We start from the raw sequence: 13361 nt of genomic DNA, 5'->3' as shown, positions 1-13361 counted from the left end.
GAAGGTATTTCCGTATTTTACTAATATAAAAACATAGTTAGTAGAAGGGCGGAGAAGTAATATGAACATTAGAGAACTCGCATATCGAAATGTAACACGAAATAGACGAACATACTCAGCATATTTTTTAAGTAGTGCATTTGCCATTATGGCCTTTTTTGTTTATTCATTTTTTGCGTTTCATCCCGCATTAAGTGCTGGAGAATTGGGACGATACGTATTCGTAAGTATGTCTTTTGCACAGTCCATTATTTACTTATTTACGTTTTTCTTTATTTTATATTCGATGGGAATGTTTTTAAAAACGAGAAAGCGTGAATTAGGAATTTTAATGATGTTAGGTATGACGAAATATCAATTAAAGCGTCTTATCTTCTTTGAAAATATTATGATTGGGATAGGGGCCATTATTTTTGGAATATTTGCTGGAATGTTATTTTCTGGAATATTACTATTTGTAGCTCCGATGATATTAAAATTAGATATTACTTTAGCTTATTACATTCCAATGAAAGCCATTGTTGTAACGAGTATTATGTTTTTCGTATTATTTATGATTATTTCATTGTTTAGTGCAGGAATGATTCGAAAAAATAAAATTATGAAATTGTTTAGAGGATCCGCAGAAGCGAAGCCGGAACCGAAAGCATCGATTATTTCTTCTATATTAGCGGTTATATTGCTTAGTGCGGGATATGCAGGAGCACTTATGTCACACGGGGCAATGGTATTTGTCATGATGATTCCTGTTACAACGGTAGTCATTATTGGTACGTATTTGCTGTACAAGCAGTTGAGTGTCTTTATTATTAGACTATGTAAAAAAAGTAAACGTTTCTATTGGACACAGACAAATATTGTTACGTTATCAGATTTAGCTTACCGTATGAGAGACAACGCCAGAATGTTCTTTATTGTAACTATTATTTCAACTGTAGCATTTTCAGCAATAGGTACATTAGTAGGTTTCACGTCCATGACGAAAGGGATTATGGAGAGACCAATTGCGTTTCAGTATCATTCTAAGCAAGGAAATAGTAATGAATCACAGCATTTGAAGATGATTGATGAAGGATTAAAGAAACATAGTATAACAGCTTCTAAAGCCACTATTTCAACGAAAAGGGCAGAGGAGCAGTCGTTAAGAAGTGCTATTTTTATAAAAGAATCAGATTATAAGGAATATGCGAAGTTAACAGGAGAATCATTTCAAACTGTAGCAAATAAAGAAGCTTTATTTTTATCAGTCGATATACCAGGCCCATCGATGAAAGAAAGAAAAGAAATTACTTTACCACATTTGAATGAATCTTTAAAAGTGAAAAAAGTTAATACTTCTTCATTAAGTAAAATACTAAGAGGTAACGTTTATGTAATCTCTAAAAATCAATATGATGCATTACAAGAAGGATGTAAAGAGGAAAAAGATTATGTGTACAAAACAGAAGGAACGAAAGATGAAATAGAGGTTGGTAAAGAGCTTACTCATCAAATGAAGACTTATGAAGAACATGCAACGTTTAGTGCGGAAGAGTACGAACAAAACCAAAGTTTACAAATAGCAGGACCAATTTTATTTGTAGGTTTCTTTATTGGTATAGTATTTTTCGTATGTGCAGGAAGCTTCCTTTACTTCCGTTTGTTTTCTGATTTAGAGGATGATACTCGTTTGTTTGAAATGATTAGAAAAGTAGGTTTAACGAGCGGAGAATTATCGAAAGTAGTTACAATTCGATTAGCACTATTATTCTTCGTTCCAATAGGTGTTGCAACATTACACGGGGCAGTAGCGTTAACTGCACTGGGACAGATGTTTGAGTACTCATTATTTAAAGAAAATGCGATTGTATTAAGTGTTTTCGTAGGAATTCAAGTTGTATATTTCTTATTGATACGATCTCGTTATTTAAAACAATTGAAAGAGAGATTACGTATTCGTTAAATGTGTATTTTTAACTTGAGTACAAAATTTTCTGAAAAGATACAAGTATTACCAAAAAGTGATAAAATGGAAAGAGCGAGGTGGAAAAATTAATAGAAAGTAAGGGGGGAGTAATATGAAAGCAACAGGAATTATTCGAAAAGTAGACGAATTAGGACGAATTGTTATTCCTAAAGAGTTACGAGAAGTATTAGGAATACAAATCAAATCACCACTTGAAATTTTCGTAGAAGAAGATAAAGTCATTTTACAAAAATATCAACCTTACAATGCTTGTCAAATAACAGGTGATGTTTCAAATCAAAACATATCATTAGCAAATGGAAACATTACTGTTAGTATAGATGGAGCGAAACATTTAATAAAAGAAATAGAGAAGTTTTTAAATAAGAGTGAGGCTTAGTCTTAATTTATTTTATTTTTAAAATTTCATATCATTCTTTAAAAACTATGAAAGGACCATTAAATTGGTCCTTTTATTTTGGTTATTGGTTGTACCAATCGAATTTTTGGTGAATAAAAATTACGAGATAAATAAAAAGAGTAGTATAAAATTAGTAAGCTATATTGAGAAATATTTTTAAGGAAGGAAAACGAAACGAATAAAACGAATGTTACATTTAAACCTTTTCAAAAGTGGTCTGAAATGAAAATAATATATTTTCAGGAGGGATTACGATGAATAGTAGTACAGCGAATAAACAAAAAGGTATACAATTGATTCCTTTTACAGTAGATAAGGTGGTTGAACAAGTAAATGAAATTCCACCAGGTGTACAACTCATTCATGCTCCACAAGTATGGGAGAAGAGTGCGAAAGGAAATGATATTGTTGTTGCCGTATTAGATACAGGTTGTGATGTGAATCATATAGATTTAAAGGAACGCATTATCGGTGGAAGAAATTTCACGAAAGATTACGAAGGGGATCCAAATATTTATCTTGATAATAACGGACACGGTACTCATGTAGCGGGGACAATTGCAGCGACTGAAAATGGTGTCGGTGTTTTAGGAGTCGCACCACTTGCTAAAATGTTAGTGTTAAAGGTTTTAGCGGGAGATGGTTCTGGAAGTTATGAGCAAATTATTGAGGCGATTCATTATGCTGTAAATTGGAGAGGGCCTAATAAAGAAAGAGTTAGGGTTATTTCAATGTCACTTGGTGGCCCGCAGGACGTCCCAGAATTACATGAAGCGATTCAAAATGCAGTAAAGCAAGATGTTCTCGTCGTATGTGCTGCTGGGAATAATGGAGATTGTAATGATAATACAGAGGAACTAGATTTCCCAGGTGCTTATTCCGAAGTAATTGAAGTCGGCGCTGTCAATTTAGAACGGAAAATCGCATGTTTTAGTAATTCGAATCAAGAAATTGATTTAGTGGCGCCAGGTGATGAAATATTATCTACGTATCCTGAAGGGAAATATGCGGTATTAAGTGGAACTTCTATGGCGACACCGCATGTCGCTGGAGCGCTGGCATTGCTCATTAAGCAGTGTGAGAGAGAATATGGTAGAAAGTTATCAGAGCCAGAAATATATGCACAACTTATTAAAAGAACTGTACCTTTAGGGTATGAACGTACATCTGAAGGGAATGGATTAATAGATTTATTAAAAGAATAGCAAATACTAAAAACATCTCATAATTTTATGAGATGTTTTTTTGTATGGCTTTGTCGAATATATCGTGGAATCTAGTATTTATTTCTTTTTCATGAAATGTTTATTAGGGTGGTGGTTATCCCATAGATCTGTTCATAAAATGATAAAAGGTACATAGAACTGGCATCGTAACAACGAAAACCGCTATAAGGTTAGAGGAGGTATATACTGATGATATATCAAGCTATCCAGCAGTTAATTGATCGTGCTATTGAAGTTCAATTAATTGAAAAAGAAGATGAAATATATACAAGGAATCAAATCCTTTCCTTACTTCGTTTAGATGACTTTGTAGTGGAAGCGTCAGCGCCCGCACCCGCAAAGAAAGCAATTTCGGAGTTATTGGAAGAGTTAATTGAATATGCTTGTATGCATAAAGTCATTGAGGCAGTAATGGACGAGAAGGAGATTTTAGCAAGTGCAATTATGGATGTTTTTATGTCCAAACCGTCCGTTATCAATTCTCTATTTTATGAAAAATACGAACAAAATCCGAAGGCTGCGACAAATTACTTCTATGAGTTAAGTAAAAACAGCAACTATATACAAATGAAGCAAATTGCCAAAAATATAAATTATAAAGTAAATACGGAATATGGACCCATTGATATAACGATTAACTTATCAAAACCGGAAAAAGACCCGAAACAAATTGCTAGAGAGAGAGTATTGGAAAGTACAAATTATCCAAAATGTTTACTCTGTATTGAGAATGAAGGATATAGAGGCAGAATTGGACATCCAGCACGCTCGAATCATCGTATGATTCGTATGAATCTTACAGATGAAAGCTGGTTTCTACAGTATTCTCCGTATATATATTTCAATGAACACTGTATTGTATTGTCTTCAGAACACCGTGATATGAAAATTGACCGTCAAACATTTTTACGTTTGTTAAAATTTGTAGAAAAATTCCCGCATTATTTCCTTGGTTCTAATGCAGATTTGCCTATTGTAGGAGGATCTATTCTAACACATGACCATTATCAAGGTGGAAATTATGAATTTGCTATGGCAAATGCATCAAACGACCTAATTTTTGAACTAACTAACTTTCCAGAAATGCAATGTTCTATTATTAAATGGCCTATGTCAGTTATTCGCTTAAGAAGTAAAGACATAGAACAAATAGTAAATGCAGGGGAGTACATATTAGAGAGGTGGAAGGGATATAGTGATCCATCTGTTAATATATTTGCATTTACGAATGATGTTCCACATAATACGATTACGCCAATTGCTCGTTACCGGAATAGTATGTACGAATTGGATCTTGTTTTGCGGAACAATCGTACAAGTGAAGAACATTCGATAGGTATTTTCCACCCTCATGCGGAAATACAGCATATTAAAAAGGAAAATATCGGTCTAATTGAAGTAATGGGGTTAGCAGTACTTCCGGCGCGTTTAAAAACAGAACTTCAGGAAGTGGAAAAATTCTTACTTAACATTCCAAGTGATATTCCAACGCTTCATATACGATGGGCAGAACAATTAAAAATCAAATATTACAATCGGATACATGAACAAAATGTACAGGAGATAGTAAGAGCAGAATTAGGACAGAAATTTATACAGGCGCTTGAAGATGCTGGCGTTTTTAAACGAGATGACGAAGGAATATCGGCGTTTAAACGTTTTATTCAGAGGTTAAATAAGGAATGAACTTAGTAGTGATGGTGATTACAAAATGCCCTAATTATATGATAAGGGAGGTAATAATATGGAGGAGTGTGAACATAAGCAACTACAGGAATTGAAACAGATAGGCGGCCCTATATTAATGATGTGTATAAAATGTAATCAAATAATTAAAGTGTCCAAAGGATCCAGTACAAAAATAAAGTGAAAAAGAATGAAGCGTATATATTTCTAGTGTGTGATGAACAAAGTTCCTTCTGATTAAAGTTGCATTTTATTAAAAGAATAGAACCATACTAAAAAACATCTCATATGAATATGAGATGTTTTTTAGTATGGTTCTGTCGCATGTAATACGACGTCTAATAAACCGGGGAATCTAGCATGTAAGTCATCTTCACGAATTGAAATGAAACGCTGTGTTCCTTCAATGCGTGTATACATAACACCGGATTCACGTAAAACCTTGAAATGGTGAGATAAAGTTGATTTCGCAATTGGAATGTTTAACGCACCACAAGATTGTTCATTTTTCTCTAATAGCATCGTTACAATTTGTAAACGAATTTGATCGCTAAGTGCGTATAAGACAGAAGAGAATTGAATTTCTTCTCGATTTGGATGATAGAGAGTACGCATTTTTTCACCTGCTTGTATAAGTTAATATAGTTTGCACTATAACATATAAAGTGGTATATTTCTATTGTTCGAATATATTCGAACAATAGAAATATAGGGGGAGAAAAAATGAAATATACCAAATTGCAAAAGGCAGGACTACATATTTCGAAGTTAGGGCTAGGAACAAATGCTGTAGGGGGACATAATTTATATGCTGATGTGAATGAAGAAGAAGGAAAACGATTAATAGAAGAAGCTATCCAGCGAGGGGTTACATTTTTTGATACAGCGGATTCATACGGTCTCGGTAGATCAGAGGAATTAGTAGGAGAAGTATTGAAAGAAAAACGTCAAGAAGTTGTACTTGCTACAAAAGGTGGAATACAGCCGTTATTAAATGGAGAAGTTTATATTAATAATGAACGAAGCTATTTAAGAAATGCTGTGGAAAATAGCTTAAGAAGATTACAAACTGATTATATTGATTTATATTATTTACATTTTACAAATCTAGAAACAAGTTACATAGATTCAATTGGAGAGCTTGCTCGTCTAAAAGAAGAAGGTAAAATTCGTGCAATTGGAATATCTAACGTAAACGTAGAGCAATTAAAAGAAGCGAATCAGCACGAACAAATAGATGTTGTACAATCACCGTATAATATGTTGGATCGTACTGCTGGAGAAGAACTTTTGCCGTATTGTATAGAATCAGGTATTTCATTTATACCATACGGGCCTCTTGCTTTTGGGATACTAGGTGGAAAATATACAGAAGATTTTAAATTAAACGAAGGCGATTGGCGTCAAAGTGTAAATCTATTTGAAGAAAATACATATAAGAGTAACTTTAAAAAAGTTGAGAAGTTAAAAGGTTTAGCTAAAGAAATGAATCTTGAAGTATCACATTTAGCTTTAGCATGGCTATTAAATAAAAAAGGCATTGATACTGTTATTCCTGGTGGGAAACGAGCGGAGCAAATAAGAGAAAGTGTAAGAGCGGTGGAAGTTTCATTGAATGAAAAGGTTATGGAAGAAATTAAATCTATTTTAGAAGATTAGTTGACAAGAGGGGGACTTCCCTCTTTTTATATAAAAGGAGAAGGTTTAAATGAAAAGAGTACTAGCTGTATTCTTTACGATCATGTTTATGATAGGTACAGATACTTTCTTAATTTCACCACTTTTACCGACATTACAGAAGGTGTATCATGTTTCAACTGAGCTGTCAGGGTGGATGGTGAGTTCATATGCTTTAGGATACGCTGGATTTGCGCTTATTGCTGGTCCTATATCAGATGGCTTAAACAGAAAAAAAGTGATGGTAATAGGAATGAGTTTTTTTGCGTTAAGTACGTTTTTATGTGGAATGGCACCGAGTTTTCTATGGATGCTAGCATTTAGATTTTTAGCAGGTGTAAGTGCAGCCTTTGTATCTCCACAAGTGTGGGCATCTATTCCGCTCCTTATAGAGAAGGAGCAAATTGTAAAGGCAATTGGAATTGTAACAGCAGGGTTAGCAATCTCTCAAATTTTAGGGTTGCCAGTTGGATCGTATTTGGCAATGATACACTATACAACACCATTCTTCGTCATTGGTATATTATCAACACTACTTGTAATTCTTATCTATATAGTATTACCAGAAATACAACCGGTTCATATAGGTGGAAGTAAAACAAACATCTTAAAGCGCTATAAACAATTACTTACAGATTCAAAGGTTTCGATTTCTTATTTTGCATATTTTGTTTTTCAAACTGGTAATTTTGCTGCATTTTCATTTTTTGGTGTATGGCTGTCCATTCAATTTGGCTTACAAGTTCATGAAGTAGGTACAATTATGCTTATATTAGGATTAGGGAATTTAACTGGTAATATTTTTGGCCCTAGAATCACAAATAAAATTGGTTATAACCTTTCTTTCTATGGTGGAATTATATTTACAGCAGTGCTATATGTATTACTTCCTCATGTAAAGAACATTATATTGGTGGAGTTATTGTTCTTTGTTTTGTTTTTTGTGACAGGAATTTTGTTTGTATTAATGATGAGGCACTTACAAAACATATCTAGTGTAGCAAGAGGAACAGGAGCCGCGCTTGCTAATGCTTCTATGTATATTGGTCAAATGATTGGAGCGGCAATAGCAGGACTGCTATTTGCAGCATCTCACAATTTTATACTTATAGGTAGTTTTACTGCGTTACTATATATAGGAGCTTTATTTTTGTTTAGAAAAAGTGAAAAGCTTAATGAAGATAGTGAAACAGGAATTGTATCATAAAGCCTGTACAAATAAAAAAGAGCTATATCTCCTCTTTTGAGGTGACATCAAATAAAGCGAGTGCAAGAAGTGCAGTTAGTCTATCAATGAAAATAGCAGTTAGAAACCACATATGAAATCAATATTAGAAGAGTAATAATACATGAAGGGATCTTTGAGTGCAGAGATTAAAGAAAATAGACAAATAGTATAAAGGTATCGTAATAAAGTTATGAGGAATCCAAAAATAAAAAATCCCTACAGAGATAGGGATTCATATATCGGCATATAGTTCCTTGGAAAAGGATATACTTAGTTTAGCATATAGGACTACTTATATTTGTGAAATAGATGTGAAAAAATTCTAAATAAAAAGCACTGTTTTAGCTAATGTAACTAAAACAGTGCTTTTCTCTTTGATTGAACTGTTGCTGCATTTTCATCATGTATGCCTGCATCTTTAATAATTCGTTGTTTTGCTTTATTTAATAGATGGTCTACTGCTTCACCAAAATAATTAGCTTCGCTTTTTGTGCGGGCTTCTCGTAAACATTTATAGTTTTCTAGCAGTTCCTCTTTTTCAGTGTTTGTTAAGAAATCTTCTATTTTCTTTTTTGTCATACGAAACACCCTTTCTTCTGACAAACGACGCAATAGAAAATATTTATTGTTAATTATAGCAATAATTTTTAAAGAAAGTATAGACTAACGTCGTAATAATTTGTCAATTTCTTGAATCTTCTCATCAGCTTTCCCAATTTGTTTATTTTTAGCCTGCTCACCACCAAGCGCTTGGTGCAGTAAGAAAGTCTGACCGGAAATAGCAGTCACAATGGATACTTTAATAATTTCTTTTATTAAGGTAACATCGAATAAAACGAGTCCAAGAAGTGCAGCTAGACTACCAGTGAAAATATCAGTCAAAAACCCAAAGTGAAAAAAAGTTTTCAAACGGCGTGGAAGCAATAACTTACCTTGGTTATTGATTAGATGGGAAACGAAACCGGTAATGCCACCAACGAGTATAGCGGTTAGCCATTGATACATTTCCATCGAATCCACTCCTTTTAGTGAATAAGATTCGATTCTTTTATATTGATTCCTTTTAATATTTCATAGAAGCATATTGAGAAAGTTTGTTTGGGTTTATTACGTATTCAATTTAATTATAACAGAAAAATCTGACATATTTCAGTCTATTATATGAAGCGGTTATTCCTTAATATGAATGTAGAAAGGGGTGCGTGAGATGAATATAGATTATCGAATAAGAAGTATGGATGGTTATACAAAAAATATAGGGGAATTAGTAAGCATGCTGGAGCATACGAGGGCTGTAACATTACAGGAAATAAACGATCTATCAGTTGAGCAAGTAGATTTCATTATGACGAGTGGAGGGAATTCCATCGGAGCGTTACTAAAGCATATAGCAGCTATAGAAAAAGCCCATCAACTTATTTCATTTCAAGAGCGCGACTTTACAAAAGAAGAATTAGAAATATGGGAAGACGCACTGTATTTAGGGAAAGCGGGGAGAACAATCCGTGGTAATGAAATACAGTATTATATACAAATTCTACAAAGTGTTCGAGAAGAATCTCTGAAGTATTTGAATGAACAAGATGATGAATGGCTTATGTCAGAAAGAAAGTGGCCTAACGGTGTAGTGCATAACCAACACTATCTGTGGTTTCATGTGCTAGAAGATGAGGTTAGTCACCGTGGACAAATTAGAATGATAAAAAATGTTTGAAAATTGCGTTAAATAAGGTAGCTTTTTAAATAAATATTCCATATAATGAGAGTAATTAAAATGAGAACGGGGTGATGTATTATGGTGAAAATAACGTATATGAATCATAAACCAAATACAAAGGTGGATGGAAAGGGCGAGACTGTATAAGTGAGCGCACGATCCTTCCGCTTAGCTTAAACTAGGGAGGATATCAATTTGAATCAAAATATTTTAGAATCATTCGGCTGGGATTCTTTTTTTGAAGAACAAGCTGTAGAGAACTTTGAAGTAGGGCGTATTTTACTAGAGCATAAACATATATATCGAATTATTTGTAATGATGGTGAATATATGGCAGAGCTGTCTGGAAAGTTTCGGCATGAAGCAGTAACGAAGGGAGATTATCCAGCGGTTGGTGATTGGGTGTATATAAAGAAAATAGAGAATGAAAAGAAAGCAATTATTCATCGTATTTTTCAAAGAAGAAGCTCTTTTTCTAGACAAGAGGCTGGTAATCGAACGGAAGAACAAGTAATAGCAGCAAATGTAGATTATCTATTTTTAGTAAATGCACTTAACCATGATTTTAACGTAAGAAGAATAGAACGTTATTTACTATTAGCGTATGAAAGTGGTGCAATGCCTGTTATTGTTTTAACAAAGAGTAGCTTATGTGAAGACGTGGAACAGAAAATTGTTGAAACGGAAGCTGTGGCAATTGGTGTTCCGATCTTCGTCGTTGATAGTTTAAAGCATACTGGTATTGAATCGCTGCAGCAATTTGTTTCTTCAGGAAAAACAATTGCTTTAGTCGGGTCATCGGGGGTTGGAAAATCCACTTTGTTAAATGCACTCATAGGACTTGAAGTAGCAAAAACGGGAGATATTCGTGAGGAAGATAGTAAAGGAAGGCATACGACAACTCATCGTGAATTGTTCCGATTACCGAGTGGTGGTTTAGTTATTGATACTCCGGGTATGAGGGAGCTACAGCTTTGGGAAGGAAGCGATGCAATTCAAACAACATTTTCTGATATTGAAGAATTAGCAAAAACGTGCCGTTTTAGGGATTGTAAACATGAAAATGAGCCAGGGTGCGCAGTGCATAGTGCAATTGATAACGGAATTATTACGATAAATCGTTTGCAAAGCTATAAAAAATTACAAAGAGAACTGGCGTATTTTATGAAAAAACAAGATGCTATTCTTGCGAGAGCAGAGCGTGATAAGTGGAAAAAGATTTCTAAACAGCATAAAAAAATATGAAAAGCCAAAGGGTGGTTCCCTTTGGCTTTTTTTGTATTTGTAAATTTTATAATAATATTATTCAAATATATAGACAAAGGGAATTTAATTGTTTAAACTTTACAAAGTATTCATCGTAATAGATTATGAAAATAATAATTTAGGGATGGGAAATGTTTACAACTCGCTAGATTTAACTATTGAAATTGAAAAGCAGGAGGTTTGTAATGGGTAGACTATTAAATTGGTTTCGTGATATGAAAGTAGCAAAAAAACTACTAATTTCGTTTTTTGTCATTTTAATTGCGGCTGTCTCTATTATTGGAGGCATGTCTTATCAAACAGCTAAAAAGAACTTTGAATCACAAATTACGAGCAGTGCTCACGACAATATAAAAATATTAGATAATTTAATCAATCAAATGATTGAGGCGAAATTTAATGATGTAAATAATTTTGCACGGGTGATTCAAGGTAATATGTATCAAGGGGATAATCAAGATGAATTAAGAAAAATGTTATCTCAATATATTAATTTGAATAAAGATGTTGAACAAGTATACTTTGCTGGGAATGATAAGAAATTTGTGCAAGAACCAAATATACAAATGGCAGCAGACTATGATCCAACAGAACGTTCTTGGTATAAAGATGCAGTGGCAAAACAAGGGGGTATTGTCGTTACTGAGCCATATAAGGCGCAAGGAAATGGACATATTGTCGTAACGATTGCAAAACAAGCAGAAGATAAAAACGGTGTTGTAGCAATAGATTTAAGTTTAGATAATTTATTAAAAACAACAAAGTTAATCAATATCGGTAAAAAGGGATATGCTTTCATTTTAGATGGAAAACAAAAAATAATTGCACATCCTCAAGAAAAATCAGGAGAAAAAGCAGCTGATTCTTGGGCGAAGAAAATTTATGAAGATAACCATGGTGCTTTTTCATATATGTATGATGGCAGCGAAAAACAAATGGTATTTGCTACAAATGTAAAAACAGGTTGGAAAATCGGTGGAACGATGTACTCAAATGAAATAATTGAAGCTGCGCAGCCTGTATTTTATAATATGTTAATTGTTATGTTCATTTCATTAGTTATAGGCGGAGCACTTATTTATTTTGTGACACTTTCTATAACGAAGCCATTAAAAAGATTAGTTGCTACTTCTAAAGAAATAAGTGAGGGAGATTTAACGCAAACAATCGAGATTCATTCTAATGATGAAATTGGCCAACTTGCAAAAGGATTCAATGAGATGACAGATGCATTGCGAACGTTAATTGGAAGAATTAATACGTCGGCTGGACATGTTGCAGCAGCATCAGAAGAGCTAACGGCAAGTGTAAGACAAGCGAGTGAAGCAACTGAGCAAATTACAATGGCAATGGATGAAATATCGAGCGGGGCAACAACGCAAACAACGAGCGTAGAAAATGGTGCAATGTTATTATTTGATGTAACAGAAGGAATTCAGCATGTAGCAAATAGTTCATCATCAATTAGTACGGCTTCTGCTCATACTCGTGAAAAAGCAGAAGATGGCGGGAAACTAGTAGGAAAAACAGTAAATCAAATGCAGTCTATTGCAGAATCTGTTTCACAATCAGATGAAGTTATACAGTTGCTAAATAATAAATCAAAACAAATTGGTGACATACTAGAAGTCATTCAAAATATTGCAGATCAAACGAATCTTCTAGCTTTGAATGCGGCAATTGAAGCTGCAAGAGCAGGAGAGCACGGAAGAGGATTTGCGATTGTTGCAGATGAAGTACGTAAATTGGCGGAGAAGTCTAGTGTATCTTCTAGTGAAATTAGTAAATTAATATGTGAAATACAAGATGACATGAGTAAGACGGTAAAATCAATGGGGCATGTAAATGAAGAAGTTCAATCTGGACTTGTTATTGCGAATGAAACGAAGCAAAACTTTACTGAGATTTTACTATCTACAAATGAAATTGCAGATCAAATTAAAACGATGGTTGAAACGGCTAACGGGATGTCAAAAGGTGCAAATGAAGTGTCTATTTCAGTAGGTCAAATTGCAATGACAGCACAGAACAATGCGACGAGTACTCAAAACGTTGCAGCATCAGCAGAAGAACAACTAGCGTCCATTGAGGAGATTAGTTCGGCGGCTGGTACATTATCTCAAATGGCTGAAGAGTTACAAGGGTTAATTGAAAGATTTAAAGTTTAACAGAGGACAGACTATCTCCAAAATAGC

Annotated in this window: 12 protein-coding genes and 1 pseudogene; 10 read left to right on the top strand and 3 right to left on the bottom strand. The window is 33.9% G+C overall.

What is annotated here, in order from left to right:
* Positions 1–61: 61 nt before the first annotated feature.
* From JDS99_RS16900 to galT, 4 genes are all read left to right on the top strand, one after another.
* On the top strand, positions 62–1942 hold the full coding sequence (locus tag JDS99_RS16900; protein ID WP_098856721.1) for an ABC transporter permease: 1881 nt from the start codon (positions 62–64) through the stop codon (positions 1940–1942).
* Positions 1943–2057: 115 nt separating this feature from the next.
* Positions 2058–2345, top strand: coding sequence for an AbrB/MazE/SpoVT family DNA-binding domain-containing protein (locus tag JDS99_RS16895; RefSeq protein ID WP_048543174.1), 288 nt, complete (start codon positions 2058–2060; stop codon positions 2343–2345).
* 275 nt (positions 2346–2620) lie between these two features.
* Entirely contained in the window at positions 2621–3571 is a 951-nt protein-coding gene (locus JDS99_RS16890; RefSeq protein WP_098199442.1) for a serine protease, read from the top strand.
* Positions 3572–3781: 210 nt separating this feature from the next.
* Positions 3782–5278: a UDP-glucose--hexose-1-phosphate uridylyltransferase gene (gene galT / locus JDS99_RS16885; RefSeq protein ID WP_098856723.1), complete on the top strand. Its 1497-nt coding sequence runs from the start codon at positions 3782–3784 to the stop codon at positions 5276–5278.
* Positions 5279–5584: 306 nt separating this feature from the next.
* Here the strand turns inward: galT and JDS99_RS16880 are convergent, their stop codons facing one another.
* Entirely contained in the window at positions 5585–5893 is a 309-nt protein-coding gene (locus JDS99_RS16880) for an ArsR/SmtB family transcription factor (RefSeq protein ID WP_064474209.1), read from the bottom strand.
* 108 nt (positions 5894–6001) lie between these two features.
* On the opposite strand from JDS99_RS16880, the gene JDS99_RS16875 reads away from it, so the two are divergent.
* From JDS99_RS16875 to JDS99_RS32585, 3 genes and pseudogenes are all read left to right on the top strand, one after another.
* Positions 6002–6937, top strand: a complete 936-nt coding sequence (locus JDS99_RS16875) for an aldo/keto reductase (RefSeq protein ID WP_199695403.1) — start codon at positions 6002–6004, stop codon at positions 6935–6937.
* 49 nt (positions 6938–6986) lie between these two features.
* Positions 6987–8162, top strand: coding sequence for an MFS transporter (locus JDS99_RS16870; RefSeq protein WP_199695402.1), 1176 nt, complete (start codon positions 6987–6989; stop codon positions 8160–8162).
* A gap of 142 nt (positions 8163–8304) precedes the next feature.
* Positions 8305–8509: pseudogene (locus JDS99_RS32585) on the top strand (hypothetical protein).
* A gap of 28 nt (positions 8510–8537) precedes the next feature.
* On the opposite strand, the gene JDS99_RS16865 reads toward JDS99_RS32585, so the two are convergent.
* Together JDS99_RS16865 and JDS99_RS16860 are read right to left on the bottom strand one after the other, a co-directional pair.
* Entirely contained in the window at positions 8538–8762 is a 225-nt protein-coding gene (locus JDS99_RS16865) for a hypothetical protein (RefSeq protein WP_000162604.1), read from the bottom strand.
* Between the two features lie 84 nt (positions 8763–8846).
* A complete protein-coding gene (locus JDS99_RS16860; RefSeq protein ID WP_060490074.1) occupies positions 8847–9194 on the bottom strand; it encodes a DUF4257 domain-containing protein in 348 nt (115 codons plus the stop codon).
* A gap of 196 nt (positions 9195–9390) precedes the next feature.
* On the opposite strand from JDS99_RS16860, the gene JDS99_RS16855 reads away from it, so the two are divergent.
* From JDS99_RS16855 to JDS99_RS16845, 3 genes are all read left to right on the top strand, one after another.
* Positions 9391–9897 (top strand): DinB family protein, encoded by a 507-nt coding sequence (locus JDS99_RS16855; RefSeq protein WP_472926333.1) that lies wholly within the window; start codon positions 9391–9393, stop codon positions 9895–9897.
* A 198-nt stretch (positions 9898–10095) separates the two neighbouring features.
* The gene (rsgA, locus tag JDS99_RS16850) at positions 10096–11145 is read left to right on the top strand and encodes a ribosome small subunit-dependent GTPase A (RefSeq protein ID WP_199695401.1); all 1050 of its coding nucleotides are present in this window, start codon (positions 10096–10098) and stop codon (positions 11143–11145) included.
* Positions 11146–11351: 206 nt separating this feature from the next.
* Positions 11352–13334 (top strand): HAMP domain-containing methyl-accepting chemotaxis protein, encoded by a 1983-nt coding sequence (locus JDS99_RS16845; protein WP_088063101.1) that lies wholly within the window; start codon positions 11352–11354, stop codon positions 13332–13334.
* Positions 13335–13361 lie beyond the last annotated feature (27 nt).

Origin of the sequence: Bacillus cereus group sp. N6 (assembly GCF_016483705.1) — a bacterium.
Lineage (GTDB): Bacteria > Bacillota > Bacilli > Bacillales > Bacillaceae_G > Bacillus_A > Bacillus_A wiedmannii.
The sequence above is the reverse complement of the archived record's forward strand: the minus strand, read 5'-3'. Positions and strand labels throughout refer to the sequence as shown.